The 22,368-nt window shown below is 63.1% G+C and carries 18 protein-coding genes; 10 read left to right on the top strand and 8 right to left on the bottom strand.

Features of this window, described 5'->3' with window-relative positions; translation table 11 throughout:
* Positions 1 to 318 precede the first annotated feature (318 nt).
* Positions 319 to 1,836 carry a sigma-54-dependent Fis family transcriptional regulator gene (locus tag dmul_RS15735; RefSeq protein ID WP_020877777.1) on the top strand — a complete coding sequence of 506 codons (1,518 nt, stop codon included), beginning with the start codon at positions 319 to 321 and terminating at the stop codon, positions 1,834 to 1,836.
* 9 nt (positions 1,837 to 1,845) lie between these two features.
* Here the strand turns inward: dmul_RS15735 and dmul_RS15730 are convergent, their stop codons facing one another.
* Both dmul_RS15730 and dmul_RS15725 read right to left on the bottom strand, forming a co-directional pair.
* The gene (locus dmul_RS15730; protein ID WP_234979104.1) at positions 1,846 to 3,609 is read right to left on the bottom strand and encodes an ABC1 kinase family protein; all 1,764 of its coding nucleotides are present in this window, start codon (positions 3,607 to 3,609) and stop codon (positions 1,846 to 1,848) included.
* A gap of 68 nt (positions 3,610 to 3,677) precedes the next feature.
* The gene (locus tag dmul_RS15725; RefSeq protein WP_020877775.1) at positions 3,678 to 4,835 is read right to left on the bottom strand and encodes an acyl-CoA dehydrogenase family protein; all 1,158 of its coding nucleotides are present in this window, start codon (positions 4,833 to 4,835) and stop codon (positions 3,678 to 3,680) included.
* 360 nt (positions 4,836 to 5,195) lie between these two features.
* Between dmul_RS15725 and dmul_RS15720 the strand changes: the two genes are divergently transcribed.
* Genes dmul_RS15720 through dmul_RS15690 form a run of 7 tightly spaced genes read left to right on the top strand, consistent with a single transcriptional unit; the run spans position 5,196 to position 11,786 of the window.
* Positions 5,196 to 5,945, top strand: a complete 750-nt coding sequence (locus dmul_RS15720) for an ATP-binding protein (RefSeq protein ID WP_020877774.1) — start codon at positions 5,196 to 5,198, stop codon at positions 5,943 to 5,945.
* A 27-nt stretch (positions 5,946 to 5,972) separates the two neighbouring features.
* The gene (locus dmul_RS15715; RefSeq protein ID WP_040416089.1) at positions 5,973 to 6,923 is read left to right on the top strand and encodes a histone deacetylase family protein; all 951 of its coding nucleotides are present in this window, start codon (positions 5,973 to 5,975) and stop codon (positions 6,921 to 6,923) included.
* 49 nt (positions 6,924 to 6,972) lie between these two features.
* On the top strand, positions 6,973 to 7,650 hold the full coding sequence (locus dmul_RS15710) for a CBS and ACT domain-containing protein (RefSeq protein WP_020877772.1): 678 nt from the start codon (positions 6,973 to 6,975) through the stop codon (positions 7,648 to 7,650).
* Positions 7,643 to 8,491, top strand: a complete 849-nt coding sequence (locus dmul_RS15705) for a 50S ribosomal protein L11 methyltransferase (RefSeq protein ID WP_020877771.1) — start codon at positions 7,643 to 7,645, stop codon at positions 8,489 to 8,491. The genes dmul_RS15710 and dmul_RS15705 overlap by 8 nt, the downstream gene beginning before the upstream one ends.
* Before the next feature lie 57 nt (positions 8,492 to 8,548).
* On the top strand, positions 8,549 to 9,391 hold the full coding sequence (locus dmul_RS15700) for an MBL fold metallo-hydrolase (protein WP_020877770.1): 843 nt from the start codon (positions 8,549 to 8,551) through the stop codon (positions 9,389 to 9,391).
* Positions 9,388 to 10,134: an SIR2 family NAD-dependent protein deacylase gene (locus dmul_RS15695; RefSeq protein ID WP_020877769.1), complete on the top strand. Its 747-nt coding sequence runs from the start codon at positions 9,388 to 9,390 to the stop codon at positions 10,132 to 10,134. The genes dmul_RS15700 and dmul_RS15695 overlap by 4 nt, the downstream gene beginning before the upstream one ends.
* A complete protein-coding gene (locus dmul_RS15690) occupies positions 10,131 to 11,786 on the top strand; it encodes an ASKHA domain-containing protein (RefSeq protein WP_020877768.1) in 1,656 nt (551 codons plus the stop codon). Before dmul_RS15695 ends, dmul_RS15690 begins: the two co-directional genes overlap by 4 nt.
* On the opposite strand, the gene dmul_RS15685 is transcribed toward dmul_RS15690, so the two are convergent.
* Positions 11,770 to 12,939: a TraB/GumN family protein gene (locus dmul_RS15685; protein WP_020877767.1), complete on the bottom strand. Its 1,170-nt coding sequence runs from the start codon at positions 12,937 to 12,939 to the stop codon at positions 11,770 to 11,772. The two genes, dmul_RS15690 and dmul_RS15685, sit on opposite strands and share 17 nt — an antisense overlap.
* Before the next feature lie 139 nt (positions 12,940 to 13,078).
* Between dmul_RS15685 and dmul_RS15680 the strand changes: the two genes are divergently transcribed.
* Together dmul_RS15680 and dmul_RS15675 are read left to right on the top strand one after the other, a co-directional pair.
* Positions 13,079 to 13,897, top strand: coding sequence for a CbbQ/NirQ/NorQ/GpvN family protein (locus tag dmul_RS15680; RefSeq protein ID WP_020877766.1), 819 nt, complete (start codon positions 13,079 to 13,081; stop codon positions 13,895 to 13,897).
* Entirely contained in the window at positions 13,884 to 16,661 is a 2,778-nt protein-coding gene (locus dmul_RS15675; protein ID WP_020877765.1) for a nitric oxide reductase activation protein NorD, read from the top strand. Before dmul_RS15680 ends, dmul_RS15675 begins: the two co-directional genes overlap by 14 nt.
* Here the strand turns inward: dmul_RS15675 and dmul_RS15670 are convergent.
* The 5 genes from dmul_RS15670 to dmul_RS15650 form a co-directional block, all read right to left on the bottom strand.
* Positions 16,633 to 17,583, bottom strand: coding sequence for a menaquinone biosynthetic enzyme MqnA/MqnD family protein (locus tag dmul_RS15670; RefSeq protein WP_020877764.1), 951 nt, complete (start codon positions 17,581 to 17,583; stop codon positions 16,633 to 16,635). The genes dmul_RS15675 and dmul_RS15670 overlap by 29 nt on opposite strands.
* Complete coding sequence (locus dmul_RS15665) at positions 17,567 to 18,763, bottom strand: amidohydrolase family protein (RefSeq protein ID WP_020877763.1); 1,197 nt, start codon at positions 18,761 to 18,763, stop codon at positions 17,567 to 17,569. Before dmul_RS15665 ends, dmul_RS15670 begins: the two co-directional genes overlap by 17 nt.
* On the bottom strand, positions 18,760 to 19,839 hold the full coding sequence (mqnC, locus tag dmul_RS15660; RefSeq protein WP_020877762.1) for a cyclic dehypoxanthinyl futalosine synthase: 1,080 nt from the start codon (positions 19,837 to 19,839) through the stop codon (positions 18,760 to 18,762). Before mqnC ends, dmul_RS15665 begins: the two co-directional genes overlap by 4 nt.
* Positions 19,836 to 20,945, bottom strand: a complete 1,110-nt coding sequence (gene mqnE / locus dmul_RS15655; protein ID WP_020877761.1) for an aminofutalosine synthase MqnE — start codon at positions 20,943 to 20,945, stop codon at positions 19,836 to 19,838. The genes mqnC and mqnE overlap by 4 nt, the downstream gene beginning before the upstream one ends.
* 132 nt (positions 20,946 to 21,077) lie before the next feature.
* The gene (locus tag dmul_RS15650) at positions 21,078 to 22,364 is read right to left on the bottom strand and encodes a TRAP transporter large permease (RefSeq protein ID WP_020877760.1); all 1,287 of its coding nucleotides are present in this window, start codon (positions 22,362 to 22,364) and stop codon (positions 21,078 to 21,080) included.
* Positions 22,365 to 22,368: the final 4 nt, after the last annotated feature.

Raw genomic sequence — 22,368 nt, 5'->3', positions numbered from 1 at the left:
GAAGGCCGGGGGAATGCGCCGCTTTGGCAGGCGCGGACCCGGTCCGCGAAATCCCCCTGGGCTCCAAGCCGTCTTGAAAATGTCGAAGCGTCAGTTATTTATTGCAAAAATGTTATATTGTTAATATACATCTCAACTTTCGGCTTTTGTAATGGTGACGGGATAGAGGCTGAAGACTGGAGACTGGAGACCGAAGGCGGAAGACCGAAGACCGAAGCCGGAAGGAGGTAAGTGCACCGTTCGTCACGGATGCACCCCTTCAGTCTTCAGCCTTCAGCCTATAACCCTCAGCCTCATCATGGGACGAACCGGGGCATTATGAAGAAAATAGAAGAAATCACACTCCTTTACGAGATCAGTAAGACCCTTAACGAACATCTCGACCTGAAAAAATCCCTCTACAAGGTTCTCGCCATCCTTTCCGACGCCCTGGACATGATCCGGGGGACGGTCACCATCCTGAATCCGCTCCGGAACGAGATCAGCATCGAGGTGGCCCACGGGCTTTCCCGAACCGCCATCGCCCGGGGAAAATACAAGTTGGGGGAGGGGATCATCGGTCGGGTCATCGAAAGCGGCAAGCCGGTCGCCCTGCCCAAGATCAGCGAAGAACCCCTCTTCCTGGACCGCACCGATTCCCGAAAGGCCAAGGACGAGTTCTCCTATTTTTGCGTGCCCATCACCAAGGGGAACCAGGTTATCGGCGCCCTGAGCGTGGACCGGCACTTCGACCCGTCCTATTCCCTCAACAGCGGAACGGAGCTGTTGAGCGTCATCGCCATGATGATCGCCCAACACGTCATCAATCTGGAGAAGATCCACCTCGAAAGACAGCAGCTGCGGGAGGAGAACCAGAGGCTCAAAAGCGAGCTGGAAAACAAGTACCGCATCAACAACATCATCGGCAACTCCAACAAGATGCGGGAGGTGTTCCAGATGATCTCCCAGGTCTCCAGGAGCAACGCCACGGTGCTGATCCGGGGCGAGTCCGGCACCGGCAAGGAACTGGTTGCCAACTCCATCCATTACAACAGCCGGCGGGCCAAGAACCCATTCGTCAAGATGAACTGCGCGGCCCTGCCCGCCAACCTGATCGAGAGCGAGCTTTTCGGGCACGAAAAAGGGGCGTTCACCGGCGCTGTCCGGCAGAAGCTCGGCAGATTCGAACTGGCCCACAAGGGGACCATCTTTCTGGACGAGATCGGCTCCATCACCTCGGATGTCCAGGTGAACCTCCTGAGGGTGCTCCAGGAGAGGGAGTTCGAGCGGATCGGCGGCCACAAGACCATCAAGACAGACGTCCGGGTGATCGCCGCCACCAACAAGAACCTGGAACAGGCGGTGGAGGAGGGCGCATTCAGGGGGGACCTGTACTATCGACTGAACGTTTTTCCCATCTACATGCCGCCCCTGAGGGAACGCAAGACCGATATCCTGCTTCTGGCCGATCATTTTCTCGAGAAATACAGCCTGGAGAACGGCAAGGACATCCGCCGCTTTTCCACCCCGGCCATCGACATGCTCATGGCCTATCACTGGCCCGGGAACGTCCGGGAGCTGGAAAACTGTATCGAACGGGCCGTTCTGCTCTGCGAGGAGGGCGTGGTTCACAGTTACCATTTGCCCCCCACCCTTCAGACCGGGAAGACGTCCGACACGCTTCCGGATCTCTCCCTGGAGGAAGCCGTCGCCAAGGTGGAACGGGAGATGATCGTCGACGCCTTGAAGAACACCCGGGGCAACATCACCCAGTCGGCGGAGCTGCTCAAGACGACCGTGCGGAAGGTGGCCTACAAGGCGAGGAAATACGGCATCGACTACGCTTTCTACCGATAGCGGACGGCGTCAGATCCGCTTTTTGCGCATGATGGCGAAGATGAGCCAGAGCCCCAGGACGGCGGCGGCGATGAAGACGATGATGCCGATGAGGGAGATGCCGAAGAAGAGGGGCGGAATCTTGGCGATGACGATGATGGCCGATCCGATGATCAAAGCGGCGGTGATGATGGCAAAAGAGAGCTTGTTGCTGATCCGGTCGTGGGTTTCGATCAGATTCTCAAGGCCGTGATGCTCGAACCGGACCGTGAGCCGCTGCCGTTTCATGAGGCGGACCACCTCCAGGGCCTCCCTGGGGAATTGCTGGAAAAAGGCGGCGAGGTCCCCGGAAACGGAGAGGATCTCCTCGGCGATCCTCTCGGGTCGGAAACGGGCCATTTTCTCCCGCTTGAGAAAGGGCACCGCCCGGGCCACCATGTCGAATTCCGGGTTGAGAAGGCGGGCGATGCCTTCGACGGAGCTGAAGGCCTTCAGCATGAGGAAGAGATCCGGCGGGATGCGAAGGTGGTGCCGAGAGGTCAAGGCCAGCAGGTCCTGGAGCAGCTTGTTCACCTTGATGTCCTTGAGGGGCCTGTAGAGATACTGGCCCATCATGTCCGCCACATCCCGCTCCAGGAGGCGGACGTCCGGCTCCGTCTCCCAACTGGTGAGCCGGAGGAGCACCTGGGCCGTCCGGAACTCGTCGCGCCGGGCCGCACCGTATATCAGATCCACGAAAGCCTTCTTGGTATAACGGTCGAGGCTTCCCATCATGCCGAAGTCGAGAAGGCAGATGACGTGGCCGGGCAGGACGAGTATGTTTCCGGGGTGGGGATCGGCGTGGAAGAACCCGTAGTCGAACACCTGCCGCAGCAGCAGGTCCGCCCCCAGGTCCACCACCCGCCGCTTGTCGAGGCCGGCCGCCTCCAGTGCGCTGGTTCTGGAAATCTTGATCCCCTTGACGAACTCCATGGTGAGGATGCGTTCGGTGGTCATCTCCCGGAAGACCTTGGGAACGTACAGGGCGTCGACGCTGAGGAACTGGCGGGCGAAACGCTCGATATGACCGGCCTCGATGGTGTAGTCGATCTCTTTCTCGATGCTTCGGGCGAACTCTTCGACGATCTTGACCGGCCGATGAAACGCCGCCTCCTCGATGTTCCGCTCCATCAGGGTCGCCAGGTGCAGCATGATTTCGACGTCCACCTCGATGGTCTGTTGGATGCCCGGCCGCTGGACCTTGACCGCGACGATGTCCCCATTGCGGGTCACGGCTTTGTGCACCTGGCCGATGGAGGCCGAGGCAAAGGGTTCGGGGGCGAATGTCGCGAACAGTTCCTCGGGCGGCCTGTGGAATTCGGATTCGAAAACCGTTCGGACCTCCGCGAAGGGAAAGGGCGGAACCTCGTCCTGCAGCTTTGACAGTTCATCGATGTAGTGGGGCGGGAGAAAATCGGACCGGGTGGAGAGGAGCTGGCCCAGCTTGATGTAGGTGGGACCCAACTCCTCTACGGCCATGCGGACCCGCTCGGCCCGGGTAAGCTTGTGGTGCCCGGGCACCGTGGATCGCTTGCTGCTGGAGAGCATCTGGAGGCCGGTCTCGATGTACTGGTCGATGTTCAGGCGCTCGATGAGGTCTCCGAATCCGTATTTGATGAGGATGCCCAGGATATGACGGTACCGGTTGAGATGACGGTAGGTTCGTCCGAAGACCCCGATTTTTCGGATGCTCAGCATGCAGGCCTCGACTCTTGGGATGGCCGTCTCCACAGAGACGGTGAAGCGTATCGGCAAAGTGCCGGGGGTTCACCTCGGCCCGGTGAAGGGGCGCCGGGCCGAGACGTTTCCAGGAGCGGGAACGGTTACTTCAGTTTTCCCATGATAGCGCTGGCGATGGTGTTCTTCTGGATCTCCTTGGTGCCTTCGTAGAGTTCGCAGATCTTGGCGTCCCGGGCGAACCGCTCGACCTCGTAGTCGAGCATGTAGCCGTAACCGCCCAGGAGCTGAATGGCTTCGTCGCAGACCTCCACCGCGCAGCGGCCGGCCGCCATCTTGGCCATGGAGGTCAGCTTGGGATCGATGCGTCCCTGATCGAAGTTCCATGCGGCCTTGTAGACGAGGAGACGGGCCTGTTCGATCTTGGTGGCCATGTCCGCGATCTTGTGCTGGGTGATCTGGAACTGGGCGATCTTCCGGCCGAACTGTTCCCGCGACTTGACGTAGGCAAGGGCCCGGTCAAATGCGCCCTGGGCCGTTCCGAGCCCCTGGGCGGCGATGAGAATACGGCTTTCGTCGAAGAATTCGAGCACCTGGTAGAAGCCCCTGTTCTCCTTGCCGATCAGGTTGGCCGCCGGCACCCGGACGTCCTTGAAAACGACCTCCGCCGTGTACATGGGGCGGATGCCCATCTTGGTGCCGACGCTGGTGGCCGACACCCCCGGCCGGTCGGCCTCGACAAGGATGAGGCTCTGGCCCCGGTGGCCGGGCGAGGCGTCGGGATCGGTCTGGCAGAGGACGCTGTAGAAACCGGCCAGGGGGCCGCCGTTGGTGATGAAGATCTTGGTGCCGTTGACGACCCATTCATCCCCTTCCTTGACGGCCGTGGTCTCCATGCGGGTGATATCCGAGCCGTGGTCCGGCTCCGTGAAGGCGCCGCAGGAGAGAACCTCGCCCTCGGCGACCTTGGGCAGCCATTTGGCTTTCTGCTCGTCCGAGCCGAAATGGAGGACGATCTCCGAAGCGAAATCCGCAAGAATGAGGCAGGCCCCAACAGAGGAATCACCGCGGCAGAGTTCCTCGGCCACGAGAATGTTTTCCATGACGCCGTACCCCATGCCCGAATATTTTTCCGGAAAATGGATGCCGATGAATCCCAGTTCGGCGGCTTTTTTCCAGATGTCCACGGGATACTCGTGCTTTTCATCCATCTCCATGATCAGGTCCTTCTGAAACTCTTTCTTGACGAACTCCCTGACAGACTGCTGGATGCGCGTTTGCTCTTTGGTCAGTTCAAACTCCATGTCGACTCCCTCTCATGTGTTGTTGGGGGTTGGAGGCCTCAGGCACAGCCGCCGGTCCCCGTTTACTAAACGGCGTTTATTAATTTTGCATCATTTATTTAGCTGCCTGATTTTAAACCATAATTTTCTGAAAAAATAGCATATGGAAATGGGCAATGCAAGCGATTTCCAGCACTGAATATAAAAAAGTTCGAGCGCTCGTTAGGCAATCTGACGCCAACGGCGGAAAGGATGTCGGGAAAGCCGGATCACCGGAAAAGTGCCCTGACGAATGATTTTGACTGACTTCCCGCGCTGAAAATGATATATATATTTATATTTTGTATTAACCTTTCAAGCACAAACGAGGAATCTGAAACCATGAGTTATACCATCGCACTGGCCGGAAAAGGCGGCACCGGCAAGACCACCGTCGCCGGGCTCCTGATCAAATATCTTGTTCAAAAGCATAAAACGCCCGTTCTCGCCGTGGACGCGGATGCCAACGCCAATCTGAACGAGGTGCTCGGGCTCGAGGTGCACGACACCGTCGGCAACGCCCGGGAGGACATGAAAAAAGGCAAGGTGCCCGACGGCATGACCAAGGACGTGTTCATGTCCATGCGGCTGGAGGAGGCCATCGCCGAGGAGGACGGCTATGACCTCCTCGTTATGGGGCAGCCGGAAGGTTCCGGTTGTTACTGCGCCGCCAACAGCATTCTTGTGGGGTTTCTGGAGAAACTCGCGGCCAACTATCCTTACGTCGTCATGGACAACGAGGCGGGAATGGAGCACATCAGCCGCCTGACCACGCGGAACGTCGACGTCCTCCTCCTGGTGACCGACGCATCCCGCAGGGGCCTTCAGGCCGCCGTCAGGATTCACCAGCTGGCCGGGGAGTTGAATATCGTGGCCGGCAGGAGCTGTCTGATCATGAACCAGGCCAAGGGCGCCCCCGACGCCGCCGCCCTCGAGATCATCCGCGATGCCGGCCTGACGCTTGCGGGCGTCATACAGGAGGACGATACTGTCTATGAATACGATCTGAATGGGCGCCCGACCGTGGAGATTCCCGAGGACAACCCCGCGGTTCGCGCCGCCTACGAGATCTTTGAAAAAATCATCGACTAGAACGCTTTTGAGTGATGGGGGATGGTTATGAAAAGAACGGGCTTTCTGTACGACGAGAGGTTCCTGCTCCATGACACCGGCCGTATGCATCCCGAGTCGTCCGATCGGCTTCGAGCGGCCTACAAGGGGCTCGAAGCGGCCGGTCTTCTCCCCAAACTGACGATCATACCGGCCAGACGCATGAATCAGAAGTACATCGAGCAGGTGCATCACGTCAACTACATCATGCGGTTCGAGGAGGCCTGCATCATGGGCATGTGCGAGCTCGACTACCCGGACAATCAGATGTGCCGGGAAACTTACGAGGTCGCCACGCTGGCCGTGGGCGGCGTTATCGACACCGTGAGGCGGGTGATGGAAGGGGAGATCGACAATGCCTTCTGCGCCGTCAGGCCGCCCGGACATCACGCGGAGATCAGCAAGGCCATGGGGTTCTGCTATTTCAACAACGTGGCCATTGCCGCGCGATATCTTCAGGACGAATGGGGGGTGAGCCGCGTGGGCATCGTCGACTTTGACGTCCATCACGGCAACGGCACCCAGCACATCTTCGAATACGATTCCACCGTTTTTTACTATTCCATCCACGAACACCCCTCCTTTGCCTTTCCCGGCACCGGCAGGGAGTTCGAAGAGGGGGTCGACGCCGGACACGGCTACACCCTGAACACCCCGATTCTCCCGGGACAGGGAGACCAGGAGTACATGGCCGCCATCGAGCGGGATCTCCTGCCCGCCTTTTCCCGGTTCGAGCCGGAATTCATTCTGGTCTCCACGGGATTCGACGCCCACAAGGACGACGACATGTCGGGCATCAATCTCTCCACGGAAGGTTTTTCATGGATCATGGAGACGCTGATGGGCCTGGCGAACCGTTATACCGGCGGCCGGATCGTCTCCATTCTGGAAGGCGGCTACAATCTCGACCGGCTGCCGGAGCTCATCAGGAATCATGTCGAGATCCTGCTGAAAGGGTAGGCGCTCTGCGGCAGGCCCTTCAACCACATCCAATTATCGGAGGCGAGGTATGTTTGTCGACAAATCGATGACCAAACGTGTGATCACCATCAAGCCGGAAACCAGCCTCATCGAGGCAAGAGCCCTCATGGACGAGCACAGCATCCGCCACCTGCCGGTGACGGACGATACCAACACCCTGGTGGGCATCGTGACGGACAGGGATCTCAGAAGCGCCACCCCTTCCATCCTGCTGGACGATTTCGACAGCGCCAGGGAGCGGGACCGGCTGAGCAGGATCAGCGCCAGAGACATCATGAGCAAGACCCCGGCCGTCCTCAAGCCCATGCACACGATCCAGGACGCCCTTTTGATCATCCAGCAGCGGAAGGTGGGGGCGCTGCCGGTGGTGGACGAAAACAACAAGCTGAAGGGCATCCTCTCCGTTCGGGACCTGATGCGCGCGTTCACCAATGTTCTGGGCATCGGGGAGCCGGGCACCCTTTTGGGGATTCTCGTGGAGGAGAAAGTCGGTCAGCTGAAGCGGATCGTCGACGCCATCACCGAGGAGAACATCTCGTTCGGGAGCGTGTTGGTGGCCCGGCACTGGGACGCCTCAAAACGGGCCGTGTTTCCTTACCTGCTGACCAACAACGTGGCCCGGATCAAGAAAAAACTGATCGGCCTGGGCTACACCCTCATCGATCCGATGGAATGGCACCTCGACCGTCTGCCGAAAGATGAGTGATGTCGCGGCCCCCGGTTTGGGCGGAAGTCCCTATCAGGATCTCCACATCTACTATGTCGAGGGGCGCGTCGATGTCGCCCCCGGGGAGGTCGGCGCCTCATATATCGGCAATTGGGTGGAGGATGGGTATTCTTTCCTTTTTTTTTCCCAGCCGGCGAGGGAGAGTGTCGAAAGGATTCTGACGACCCAACCCGGCCGGGTCCTCGTGGACGAATACCGGATGCGCTATGAAGACTGGCTCGGTGAACGGTTCAAACGCTTTTCCGTGGGGAAGTTCCTGATCGTCCCGCCGTGGGACCCCTCGCCGGATGACGGGGGGGCGACGGCGCGGATCGTTCTGGATCCCGGGGTCGTTTTCGGCACGGGAACCCATCCCACCACCCGGGATTGCCTCGAACTCATCGAGCAGGTCTGTAAAGGGGATACGATCCGAACCGCCGTCGATGTGGGCACCGGGACCGGACTCCTGGCTCTTGCCGCGGCCAGGGCCGGATGCCGAAGGGTTATCGCCTTCGATTTCAATTTTCTGGCGGCCCGGACCGCGATTCGAAACGTCGCGCTCAACGGCCTCTCACGGAACGTCCTGGTGTTTCAGGGAAAGGCCGAAGAGGCGGCCTGCATTCCGGCGGACCTGATGATCGCCAATATCCACTTCGAGGTGATGATGGGGATGTTGGCATCCGATGCCGCTGATGGGAAGCGATGGCTCATTCTGTCGGGACTTTTGCGGAGCCAGGCCGCCGAGGTCCGGCGACGGCTTCTCGCCGAATCCGTCGAGATTGCGGCCCATCGCGAACGGGACGGAATCTGGCATACGTTTCTGGGAAGGGTCCGCCGTTGAAAGACACGGGTTGGGATTTGAGAATTTTTGGGTTTGTGCGAGCCGTCAAGGGATATTATGCTGATCAGATGCTGGGGCTCCAGAGGCTCCATCCCTGTTTCGGGCAGGGATTACATCAAATATGGGGGGGACACCACGTGCATCGAGATCCGGGGCCGTGCGGGGGACGTTATCATCGTCGACGCGGGGACCGGAATCCGGCGGCTGGGGCATCGTTTGGCGGCCGAGGGACTATTTGATTACCACCTGATTTTCACCCACGCCCACTGGGATCATCTGATGGGTTTTCCGTATTTCAAGCCGGTCTACAGCTCCCGGACCCGACTTCAGATGTATCGCTGCCCCTATTCCAAATTTGTGGAGACGATGCTGTCCAAGGTCATGGCCCCGCCCTATTTTCCCGTACCCTATGGCGACACCAGCGCACGGATCTCCTACGCGGACGACATGATGTGCAGCACCGCCTTTCAGATCGGATCCGTTTCCGTCCAGTCGATCCCGATGAACCACCCGAACAGCGGACGGGGGTACAAGTTTTCCGAAGACGGCAAAAGCTTCGTATTCCTGACGGACAACGAATTGCGCCATCGGCACGGCGGCGGCGTTTCCTATGAAAGGTATCTGGAATTCGTCCTTGACGCGGATCTGATGATGCACGACGCCGAGTACACCCCCGAGGAATACGGGCGTCGCTGCGGGTGGGGGCACTCCACCTATCTGGACGCTCTCGCGCTGGCCATGGATGCCGGGGTGAGGCGCCTGGGGCTGTTCCATCTTAACCAGGACCGGACGGACCGGGAGGTCGACGAGATCGTCGCGGCCTGCCGGAAGGTCGTTTCCGACTGCGGAAAATCCCTCGACTGTTTTGCCGTGGGCGCGGATATGGAGTTTACGTTATGAAGGATATGATTCGACGTGCGGCGGAGAATCTGATGGCGGCCAAACGCGTCGTCGCCCTCACGGGCGCCGGCATTTCCGTGGAGAGCGGCATCCCGCCTTTCCGCGGCAGGGGCGGCATCTGGGAGCGGGTCGATCCCATGGTGTTCGGACACATCGACACCTTCGAGAAGGACCCGGAAACGGTCTGGCGTGTTTTGATCCGGGATCTCAAGACGATCATCGACCGGGCCGCGCCCAATGACGGGCACAAGGGACTGGCGCGCCTGGAGGCCATGGGGCGGCTGAAGGCCGTTATCACCCAGAACGTCGACGGGCTTCACCAGGCGGCGGGCAACACGGAGGTTCTGGAATTCCACGGCACCTGTGCCCTGCAGCGGTGTATGGACTGCGGGGGCAGGACGCCGACCCGCGACGTCGATATCGCCAGGCTGCCGCCGAGATGTCCGTGCGGCGGCGTCCTTCGGCCCGACTGGGTCTTCTTCGGAGAGGCGATCCCCCCCGAGGCCCTTCGGCGTTCCCGGCAGCTCGCGGCGGAATGCGACCTGATGCTCGTGGTGGGGACCTCCGCCGTGGTGCATCCCGCGGCCTACATGCCCGTCATCGCCAGGGATGCCGGGGCCCTCGTCATCGAGATCAATCCGGAGCGGACGCCGCTCACCGGCGTCGTCAGCGACTACCTGATCAAGGGGGGCGCCGGCGAGGTGATGAACGCCCTGATCTCCGAACTGGAGGGAATGAGATGACCGCGGATAGGAGGGGCGGCAGCCGCCGGGTCGCGACCGTCACGCTGACGCCGCCCAGCCTCAGGGACAACACCGCCGACGCCGACCGCCTTGTTCAGGCCCTCAAACGGGATGTGGGCGCTGAGAGGGTCCGGATCGATCTCCCCCTCCTGAAACGGATCCCCGAGCAGATCAGAGAGTGGCGCTACACAGCCCGCTGTCTCCTCTTCAAGGACCGGGACGCCCATCTGCTTCTGGCCGCGACCGATCCGTCGGCGCCCGGCGTCATGGCGGGCCTGGCGGTGGATCTCGGCACCACCCGCATCGTCCTTCGGCTGGTGGATCTGGCCGACGCCCGGATCCTGGATGAGGACGCCTTCAACAACCCCCAGATCGCGGTGGGGCCGGACGTTCTGGCCCGGATACACCACGCCGATACGCCCGAAGGGCTGGCCGAGCTTCAAGCCATGGTCGTCGACGGGATCAACCGCACCGTCTCGGGGATGTGCACCCGATCGGGCTTTTCCACCGCGGACATCCACCTGGCAACCATCGCCGGAAACACGGCCATGAGCCACCTCTTCATGGGGATTCCGCCGCGCTGGCTCATCCGGGAGCCGTATATTCCCGCCGTCAACGCCCCGGATCTGCTCACGGCGGCCGAGCTGGGCCTGGCGCTCAGCCCAGGGGCGCGGGTCATGGTCTTCCCCAATGTCGGCAGCTACTTCGGCGGCGATCTCATCGCCGGGATTCTTTTCTCCGGCATGAACGAGATGCCGGAGACCGCCATCCTCGTGGATGTCGGCACCAACGCCGAGGTGATCCTGGGCAACCGGGACTGGCTCATCGCCTGCGCCGGCGCGGCAGGGCCGGCCCTGGAAAGCGGGGTCGCCCGCATGGGCATGATGGCGGCTCCCGGGGTGATCGACACGGTGACCGTGGATCCCGCAACGCGCCGGATCCGCTACGAAACCATCGGCGGGCTGCCGCCCAGGGGCATCTGCGGCTCGGGTGTCATCGACCTGGCCGCCCACCTCTTTCTGTCGGGGATGCTCGATATCCGGGGGAAGCTGGTGCCGGAGAAGTGCGGGGAACACCTCGCGGTCATCGACGGCATGAACCATATCGTGGTGGTGCAGGCCGAGGATTCGGCTACGGGCCGTCCCCTCATGATGAGCCAGGCCGACATCGACAGCCTCATCCGGTCCAAGGCCGCCATGTACACCATCCTGGAGACCATCACCCTCTCGGTGGGAATGACCCCCCGGGACCTCGACCGTTTTTACGTAGCCGGAACCTTCGGCTCGTTCATCAAGCCCCGGTCGGCCATCACCATCGGCATGATCCCGGATCTTCCCATGGAATGCTACCGCCCCCTGGGCAACAGCTCCCTGGGCGGGGCCGCCATGGCCCTGACCCTGGACGACCCCATGGCCGAGACGGCGCGCATCCGGGACCGAATTACCTATCTGGAGCTCAACGTCAACCAGGAGCTCATGAACCGGTTCAGCGCGGCCAGGTTTCTGCCCCATACCGAGCCCTCCTTATTCCCCTCCGTCCGCGTCGGCGACGGGAGCGCACCCCCGCCCGCGTTATCGCTCGTCGAGGTACAACCGCATACGCCTTCCTCGCTCTGCCTTGCCGGGGCTCGAACAGCTATCCCAGGACGTTGACCATGAGGGGGATGGCCACGAAGGTTCCGACGGTGCTGCCCAGGTTGGTGAAGACCACCACGAGGAGCACGCGGGTCACCTTGTTGCGCCAGAAGCCCCGGACGGAGAGGATGTCTTTGGGCAGATCCTCGAAGTCCATGACCCGGGGCTTTTTCACCAAAGCCTCCACCAGACCCGAGACCCACCCCGCCGCCACCATGGGGTTGAGGGAGGTCAGGGGCGCGGCTGCGACGGCCGAGACGACGGTCGCCGGATGGGCCAGGGCCGCGGCAGCGCCGAGCCCCGCGAAGACGCCGTTGGCCACCACCCACGAGAAGGCCATCCGGGCCCCCGCCTCGGCGCCGCCTCCGAAAAACCCGACGAGAAAGATCGCCGCGATGAGGAGGGGCAGAAGCCACTTGAGTGCCCCCGAAAGACGGCCCTTGGGCGGGATCTCCTCCAGGGCCGCGATGTCGATCTCCTTCTCCCAACCGGCGAGGATGCCGGGCACGTGACCGGCCCCCACCACCGCGACGATCTTCGATCCGGGTGCGGTCCGGATGCGGTGGGTCAGATACTGGTCCCGCTCGTCGATGAGGATGCTTTTGAGAACCGGGAGGGATCTGCCGACGTCATCCAGGAGGCTTTCCAGGATGTCCTGCTCCTTCATGCGCTCCACGTCCGCCTCGCTGATCTCCCCCAGATCCCCCATGGAGAGAATGAGCTGAAAGAGGAGCTTCATCCTGTCCCGGAATCCCATGATCCGCCAGGTCCGCGACAGGGTCACCCGGATGTCCCGGTCAGCCAGGTGAATCCGGGCTCCCACGGCATCCGCCGTCTCCATGGCCGTCAGCATCTCCTGTCCGGGGACGACGTCGAGTTTCTGGGCGATGCGTTTCTGGAAGGCCGCCAGCATGAGGTTCGAAAGGAGCAGAAAGGCCTTCTTTTCCCGAACGACCTTGACGATATCCATCTCCCGCCACTGGTCCTGCTGCCGGATGGCCTGGTATCGGGATGCGCAGAGCTCCACACAGACCGTGTCGGGTTTTTCAGCCTCGATGGTCCTTCGGACGAGCTCGGCGCTCTCCCTGGAGACATGGGCCGTTCCCACCAGGATGATCTCCTTCCCGCCCGCCCGGCAGCGGTGGACATTCGGGTTGTGGTTTGTTTCCATTATGCTATAATTCCTTAATTTGTCGTATGAAACGGGCCGGACATTCCGCCCGGCGCGCCCGAAGCGGATGTCCGCGCCGGGCGTGATGGATATAGACATGTTTGCCGATGCAACGCAAGATCAATTGGAGGACGACGGAATGACGGATGGTACCATGGCGGCGATGAGGGAGTGCTACCGGATCAGACAGGCCCCCTACTATCTGGAGACGGGAGACGAGGTCGCCGTCTTCGAGGCGGCCTACGCGGCACGGCTGCCGGTGATGCTGAAAGGCCCCACCGGGTGTGGGAAGACTCGTTTCGTGGAGCACATGGCCTATCGGCTGGATCGTCCGCTGGTGACCGTTGCCTGCCATGAAGACCTCTTTGCTTCCGATCTCATCGGACGGTATCTCCTGAAGCGCGATGAAACCGTCTGGGAGGACGGCCCCCTGACCCGGGCCGTCCGGATGGGCGCCATCTGCTACCTGGACGAGGTCGTCGAGGCCCGGAAGGATACCACGGTGGTCATCCATCCCCTCACCGACAACCGGCGGACCCTGGCCATCGATAAAACAGGAGAGGTTCTGATCGCCCACCCCGATTTCGTTCTCGTCATCTCCTACAACCCGGGCTATCAGTCGGTCCTCAAGGACCTGAAGCAAAGCACTCGACAACGCTTCATCGCCATGGATTTCGACTATCCCGCCCCCGACCTGGAGACCGAGATCGTTTCCCGGGAGGGGGAAATCGACCGGGAGACCGCCGCGAAGCTGGTGACCCTTGCCGGAAAGATTCGGAATATCCGGGAACACGGTCTCACCGAAGGCGCCGGGACCCGCCTGCTCATCTACGCGGCAAGGCTGATCCGCCTGCATGTGCCCGTCCGGGAGGCATGCCGGTCGGCCGTCTGTCTGCCCCTCACGGATGACGAGCGTCTCCAGGAGACACTGGGGGATCTGATCGATGACCTCTTCTGACGTCCCTTCCACGGGCGGTGACGACGGCACGGCGCTTCTGAGCGAGCGTCTTGCCGTGGTGGATCCCGAACTGAGCGCGAAGGTGGCGGCCATTCTTTCTCCCAAGCGCTCCCGCGTTTCCAGGGACGATCTCGACCTGCTGGAGGAAGAGACCCTCTGGGCCATGGTCAGGGACATCGAGCTGGGGTATCTGACGGCCGAAGGCTACGCCCGGCTTCTGGGTGAGGTCTCCGCAGACCGCATCGCCGCATATCGCGGGATGATCCGGTATGTCGGGGAAAAGGGCGTCAATCTCGGCCGGATGCTCGCCCGTTACTGGGTGCCGGTCCTGAGGCACGGCGACGACGATTTGATCGATCGCTTCTCCCGGGCGGTCGGGGTCATGCGGAAAAAGGGGGAGTACACCCTCAAAAAACCCTTCGACTACCTCGCGACCCTCCTGGAGGCGGGGCACCCCGGCGCCGCCGCCGCCTTTCTGGGGCTGCTGCTGGAGATCTTTTCCCGGGACCTTCCCTATAATGAATGCCTCCACCTCGCCAGGGCCGTGCCCGAAACGACGGCCGCCCTCCCCGAGGCGAAACGGAACGCGCAGATATCCCAGCTTCGGCGGGTGGCGCGTGCGGACGTCCGCCTCGTACGTCCCTTCATGACCGCCCTTTCGGAAAAGCTCTGCCGGCTTTCGGAGGACGGCCTGCGCCGATTCGTCACCGCGGGTCTCGAGGCCTTCGGCCGCAACGCGGATGAGGGCCTCCGTTTCCTCTCCCTCGCCTCCCGGCAGGGCATCGATGCCTATCGGGAGCTTCTGGTCACCGTGGCCCTTCCCGAAATTCGGGGGCGGCTCAATCGGTATCTCAAGGCCCGAACCGGGCTGAGGATCGCCCTCCGGCCCATGTCGGCGACGGCTGCCGGCGCCCTCGAGGGGGCTTCCACGCCGCCGTTGGTCCTTTCCGACGGCCGGTGCATCTATCTCGCCGACGAGATCGGTCGGTTTCCCTCCCGTGACGAGAATCGGGAGATGTACACGTGTCTCGTGCGCCTCGAATCGGCGGTTTACGAATTCGGCACCTATGACTTCGATCTGGAGCGGACCCTGGAGGGGCTGCACGTGTCGCTGCCGGAGTCGGACGCCGCGCATCGATCGGATCTCGAGCCGGATCTCGAGCCGGATCTCGAGCGGTTTTTCGGAATCTTCCCGGAACCGGCACTGGCCCGAGACCTCTTTACCGTTTTCGAACAGGGTCGTCTGCGGGTGATCCTTGGCCGGGTGTATCCCGGGGTGGTGAAAAGGGCTTTTCCCTTTCTGGTCCGGGCCGCCGGTATCGCACCCCCCGAGGAGCGGCCCCGGGAGCTTCTCTCCTGGCTCTACCGGCGGATAGGGATGGGGGAGACGCTCGATATCCGCGACCCCGGGTTTCGTCGGTCCCTCGAAGCGGTGGAGCGGTGTTTTGAAGGCCGGATCACCCCGGAAAGCGACGTGAACGCCGTCGGGGCTCTGGTTTTCGAGAGCTACCCCCTGGTCCGGCGCCTGATCGCCGGGGACGGGCACCCCAGCCCCCTGTCACCGCCCTTCGGCCGTCGGTTCCGATCGGATCTCCATTTTTCGGCCCACATCGATCACCATCGTACGGCCCAACGCATCCAGACCCTGCTGAAGGCAAAAGGCGTCAAGGTCTATCGACAGGACCTGCTGAAGCGCCTCGTGATGCAGCAGGGCGCCCTTTCTTCGCAAGACCTCCGGGAAATGACCCTCTCCCCCGATGCGGGGAAGGGTTTACCGCCCGATCCGTTGAACGCCGGGCTTCCGGCCGAGGTGCTCGCGGCGGTTCTGGGCGAAACGGGCACGGCGGCAGGACCGGCGGAGGATGTGCCCTATCCGGTCTACTGGTACCGGGAATGGGATCATCAGCTGGGGGATTATCTCCATGATCACGTCCGGGTGCTGGAACGACCCCTCGGTGCGGCTGCCGACGATGTCTACCAGGAGGTCCTCCGGTCCCGCCGCGGCCTGGTCCGGAACATCCGCAGGGCCTTTGAACTGCTCAGGCCCGAGGGCCTCGTCCTGCTGCGCCGTTGGACCGAAGGGGACGATTTCGACTACCGGGCGCTCATCGACTTCGCCGTCGAACGAAAGGCGGGGATTCTTCCCTCGGACCGGCTCTATATCAAGCGCGTCAAGCAACAGCGGGACGTGGCGGTGCTGCTGCTGGTGGACCTGTCCCGTTCCACCGCCAATCGGGTTTTCGAATCCGCCGCCACGGTGCTTGACCTGGAAAAGGAGGCCGTCGTGCTCTTTGCGGAGGCCCTGACGGTGGTGGGGGACAATTTCGCGGTGGCGGGATTTTCCGGGACCGGGCGCCTGGGGGTCGACTACTACCGGATCAAGGATTTCGACGCGCCGGTGGACGATGCCGTTCGAGGGCGGATCAGCGCCGTGACCCCCCAGCGCAGCACCCGAACGGGCGCGGCCGTCCGCCACGCGACGGCCCAGCTGGCGGCGACGGCGGCCAGGGTTCGGCTGCTCATCATTCTGGGGGACGGTTTCCCCAACGATACGGGCTACAAGCGGGAATACGCCATTGCCGACACCCGGAAGGCCATTGCCGAAGCCCGGGCCAAAGGCGTCCATGCCCGGGCCATCACCGTCAATATCCTTGGCGACGAGCGGTTGGACGACCTCTACGGCAGCTTTCACCACAATGTCATCTCGGATGTCCGGGAACTGCCGGCCAAGCTGCTCAGGATCTACGGCACGCTGACGCGATAGGTCTTTCGTGGCCGGGGGCGTCCTGGAGTCCGGGATCCCGAAAGAGGGAGAGGCCCACCGGCCGGGAAATGATCCTTTCGGCATAGAGCCCCCGAAAGAACGCGGAGAGGCCCGCCATTTGGGCGGAATCGAGGGTGTAGCGGAGCCGGTGGTAGTAGCGCCGGCACATCTCCGGCGAGATCCCGAGGCGGTCCGCCGCTTCGGGAAGGATCCGGGAGAGGTGTCCGGCTCCGGCGCTCCTGGAGCGGTAAAACTGGTGGAGGACGGCCGACACCCGGTCCGGATGGGCTTCGGCAAAGGATTTCCGGACGACCCAGAGGGCGAAGACAAAGGGCAGACCGGTCCGTTCCCGCCACATCGCTCCCAGATCCCAGACGTGGTCGAACCGGGCGGCCCAGGGCTCCCGGAGAGCGGCGTCGCCGATGACCAGGGCGGCGCCGGTGTCGTCGGGCAGGTCGTCCGCTCTGCGAACGCGGCCGACGGTGAGACACGGGCGGATGCCGTCCGATGCCAGGAGGTATCGGGTGAGCGCCGCGGCCGTTGCGGATTCACGGGTCAGGACGACCTTTCTGCCTGCCAGGCCGGCGAAAGGGTGGCGGCTCACCAGCAGGACGCTCATGACCGGCCCGAAACAGGCGATGGAGAGGTCCGGCAGGATCAGCCATTTGTCCTGATGCCGGGCATAGGCCGCCGATGAGACCGGGCTGACGTCCAGTTCGCCCGCCGCCATCATGGCGTTCAGGGCGGCGGGCGGTGCGCAGGTCATCGCCATCCAGTCGGGTTTTTGCCCGTTGTTGAGACCGTAGTAGACGGGGGCCACGTTCATGTAGCTGATGCGGCCGACCCGAACCGGTTCGTATGAGCGGCTCCCGGTGTCTTCCGGAGTCCCGCCGGGGAAACAGGGGTCATGTCGTGGGGTCATGGACAATGCGCTCCATCAGGGCGGACGGGGTGGGTGCGGTGGCGGGCAGGTACTGGATGCCTGCCGATTTCCCCGGCGCGAGGCTGCCGAATTGATCCGACAGGTGCAGGGCGGCGGCGGCGTTTCGGGTCGCCATGGCCAGGATCGTTTCCGGCGGCACGCCGGGATAGGCCCGGGCCGAGAAGGCCATTTCGTCTCGGATCGAAAGGGATTCGGTGCCGGCCAAGCTGTCGGTTCCCAGGCAGGGAGCGAGTCCCGCGTCGAGCATGCCCGGCAGGTCCGGCAGTCTGCCGTGGAGATTCCGGTTGCTCCGGGGGCAGAGGCAGACGTGGACCCCGCGCTCCCGAAGGATGTCGAAATCCCCCGGGCCGGCATGGATCAGGTGGACGGCCAGGGTTCCGGCGTCCAGAATCCCGAGACGGTCCGCATAGGGCACCGGCCCGTCGGCCGGGAGGGGCCACCCGGAGAAGTCGATCCCCCGTTCCGTCAGAAAGTCGGCCCAGGCCCCCTTTCCCGTCGTGAGAAAATCCTGTTCGTCCTCCGATTCCCCCAAATGGATCGAGAACGGCCTTCCCCCGCGGCGCGCCGTGGTCTTGAGGCGCCTCAGAAAGGCCGGGTCGGTGGTATGGGGGCCGTGTCCGGCTGCCGCGGCGGTCAGAAGCGGCGTCGAATCGGGGAGGGCCGCCTCGGTTCCAGCTGGGGGGTTTCCCAGAAACTCTCGAAACCAGACCCCCGAAAGCCCCGAATCCCTGAGCGGTTCCCAGGTGAGGCCCAGGGTCGACACCTCCGCCGTCACCCCGCATCCCCCGGCCGCAAGGGCATCGATGCCCTCTTTCGCAGCGTCGACCAGGGCCTTGGGGCTCAGGGCCGCGCGTTCCGCCATGAGCCGGCGCACCCAGAACCGGAACCCCCGGTCCAACGGCAACCTTCCGGCCAGGGCCGACAGCTCGAGGTGGGTGTGGGCGTTGATCAGCAGCGGCATGAGCGTCCCGGGACCGTGGTCCTGAACCGGGAGGCCCGCAGGCATGGCGGCGCGCGGTCCCACGGCGATGATGCGGCCGTCCGCCGCGGCGACACAGCCGTTCCGGATGATCCGATCGGGAGCCGCGACCACCCAGCCGGCCCGGTGGGTCGCAGCGTCCTGTCGGGTGTCGAGGACTCTGGGGGCTGCGGCATTCATGGGGACGGGGATGCCGTCTTCAGGTGGGTGTAGAAGCAGTCCCGCTGAACCGCCTCAAATCCTGCCGATCTGATGAGCCGGACCATCTCGGATTTGGGGAGCCTGAAGGCGACGCCGGCGGCCGCCACCACGTTCTCCTCGATCATGGTGCTGCCCAGATCGTTGGCGCCGAAGGCCAGGGCCGTCTGGGCGATCTTGGGTCCCTGGGTCACCCAGGATGCCTGGAGGTTGGGGACATTGTCGAGATAGATCCGGGAGAGGGCCAGAACCTTCAGATACTCCGCCGATGTCCTGGGGGCGACGGAAATGGCGGTGTTGGCGGGCTGGAAGGTCCAGGGGATGAAGGCCGTGAAGCCGCCTGTCCGGTCCTGGAGCCGCCGGATCTCGTCAAGGTGGCGGACGATGTCCCGGGGACGCTCCAGATGCCCGAACATCATGGTCGCCGTGGTTCGCAGCCCCAGCCCATGGGCGGTTTCCATCACCGCGAGCCATTCCCCCGCCGAGCACTTGTGGGGGGATACCCGGGCCCGGACCTCGTCCACGAGGATCTCGGCGCCGCCGCCGGGAATGGAGCCCAGGCCGGCATCCATGAGGGCTTTCAGGGTTTCCGCCAGGGTGAGGCCGGCGCTTTTCGCGATGAAGGCGATCTCCGGCGGGGAGAATCCGTGGACGTGGATGTCGAACTCCCGGTGGATAAATTCGAGCAGGTCCCGGTAATAGTCGATCCCGAGGTCCGGGTGCATGCCGCCCTGCAACAGGATCTGGGTGCCGCCCAGATCGAGGGTCTCCCGGATCTTTTCCCGCAGCGTCTCCCGGGAGACGACATAGCCCTCGGCGTGGCCGGGGGGCCTGAAGAAGGCGCAGAACCGGCAGCCCGAGACGCAGATATTGGTGTAGTTGATGTTGCGGTCGATGACGAAAGTGACCAGCGGCTCGGGATGGTGGAAAAGCCGCGAACGGTGGGCCAGGCGGCCCAGGGTCAGCAGATCGGCCTCTTCGAGGAGAAGGCGGGCGTCCTCCGGGTCGAGGCGCGTTCCGGCCTCGGCTTTTTCGAGGACCCGATGGAGCGCCGTCATGGGGCGCCTCCGGCCTCGGCGGCCACCGGCCGATAAAAGGAATCCCGCTCCACCGGGGTGAAACCGGCGCCGGTGATGAGCCGTTCCATCTCCTCCCGGGCCAGACCCTTGGGGGAGGCGGCGCCGGCCATGTGGGTGATCTTCTCCTCCACGATGGTGCCGTCCAGGTCGTCGGCGCCGAAGGAGAGGGCCACCTGGGCCAGTTTTTCGCCGATCATGACCCAGTAGGCCTTGATGTGGTCGATATTGTCGAGCATGAGCCGGGCCACGGCCACGGTCTTGAGGTCGTCGAACCCGGTGGTGGCGGGCAGATGGCTGAGCCGGGTGTTTTCGGCGTGGAAGGCGAGGGGGATGAAGGCCGAGAACCCGCCTGTCCGATCCTGAAGCTCCCGCAGGCGGACCAGATGACGGACCCGCTCCTCGATGGTTTCGATGTGTCCGTAAAGCAGGGTGGCGTTGGCGCTCAACCCCGCCCCGTGGATGTCCGCCATGACCTCGAGCCACCGTTCGCCGTCGATTTTGCGGGGAAAGAGGGCCGACCAGACCCGGTGGTTGAGGACCTCCGCGCCGCCGCCGGGGACCATGCCGAGGCCGGCATCCTCGAGCGCCGCCAGGGTACCTGCCATGCCGAGGCCGGAGATCCCGGCAAGGTGGTCGATCTCCACGGCGGTGAAGGCCTTGATTACGGCATGGGGACGGATCTCCCGAACGGTGGTGAGCAGATCGAGGTAGTAGTCGAAGGGCAGGGCCGGGTTGACGCCGCCCACGATGTGTACCTCCCGGATGGGTTCGTCGATGCGGGAGAGCAGCCGCTCCCGCACCTCAGCCGCCGTGTAGGTATAGGCGCCCTGCTCCCCCGCGTCCCGGGCAAAGGCGCAGAAGCGGCATCGGTTGCGGCAGACGTTGGTGTAGTTGATGTGCTGGTTGTAGACATAGTAGGCCCGGGAGCCGTGGCGACTTTGACGGACCCGGTCGGCCAGCCGCCCCACCCCGACGAGGTCGGAACTGGCATAGAGGGCCATGCCGTCCTCGACATCGAGGCGTCGGCCGGCCTCGATCTTGTCGAGAATAGGGGCGAGGGCTGGATCGCAGAACGACATTTCCATGGATTCTCCTTGAAGCGCCCGCGGTCGGGGCGTGATCGGCGCATGGGCCGGTTGAAATGACCATGTGGTCATATTCATAGATCGAAAAGGAATCCCATGGCAAGTCTTTTTTCGCCGGGATGGATTTCGGGGCTATGGCCGGATGAAGAGCAGGCTCAGGCGGGGAAAATAGGTGATGATCACCACGGCGGCGAGGAGGACCGCCATGAAGGGGAGAGCGGCTCGGTAGAGCTCGATCACCGGTTTCTTGAACCGGTAGCCGGCGATGAAGAGGTTCATGCCGACGGGCGGGGTGAAATAGCCGATCTGCATGTTGGCCAGAAAGACGATTCCCAGGTGGACCGGATCGATCCCGTAGCTCACGGCCACCGGCAGGATCAGGGGCACCATGATGATAACGGCCGAAAAGATATCGAGGAGCATGCCGAGTACGAGAAGCAGGATGTTGAGGAGGATGAGAAAAATCATCGGGTCGGTCACCCGGGCCTGGATCGCCTGGAAGAGGCGGTCCGGGACCTCCGCGTCGATGAGGAAATTGGTGAAGGCGAGGGAAACCCCCAGGATCAGGAGAATGCCGCCGACCATCACCATGGATTCCCGCATGATGCCCGGCAGGGCTGAAAAGGAAATCTCCCGGTAGACGAGGACCTCCACCACCAGCACGTAGAGGGCCGTCACCGCTGCGGCCTCGGATACGGCAAAGTAGCCGGAATAGATGCCCCCCAGTATGAACAGCGGCAGCGGAACCTCCCATGCGGCCTCCTTCAGGGCCGCCCACGCCTCCCGACCGGAGAAGCGGGTGAGGGGCGTCGGGGAGTGTCGGTTCGCCCACAGGCTGTAGAGGGACAGGAGGAGCACCATCAGAATCGCCGGCGGGATTCCCGCCAGAAACAGGTCTTCGAAGGTGACCGTCCGGCCGACGTCCAGCTGCTGGGCCACGATGCCGTAGAGAATCAACGGCAGGGAAGGCGGCAGCAGCAGCCCCAGGCTGCCGGAGGCGGTGACCAGGCCGAGGCTGAATTTTTCGCTGTAACCGGTTTCGCCGAGGGCGGGCAGGAGGAGCCCTCCCAGGGCCACGATGGTGACCCCGGATGCCCCGGTGAAGGCGGTGAAAAGGGCGCAGGCCGTGAAGGCGACGACGGCCGGTCCTCCCGGCATCCACCCGATGAAGGCGCGGGTCAGCCGGACCAGGCGCCGGGAGGTCTTACTTTCCCCCAGCAGATATCCGGCGAAGGTGAAGAGGGGCAGCGCCACCAGCACCGGTGTTTCGGCGATACGGTAGAGCTCGATGGCGATGACTGAGAGGTCGACCTCGAGGTAGTGGAATCCGACCATGGCCGTAGCGAGGATGACGGCGAAAATCGGGGCGCCTGAAAGCGTCAGAAGCAGAAGGCCGGGAATGAGAAGATAGAGCGACATCGCG

The sequence above is a fragment of the Desulfococcus multivorans genome, assembly GCF_001854245.1.
GTDB classification, from domain to species: Bacteria; Desulfobacterota; Desulfobacteria; order Desulfobacterales; family Desulfococcaceae; genus Desulfococcus; species Desulfococcus multivorans.
This window is presented reverse-complemented; position numbering and strand designations above follow the sequence as displayed.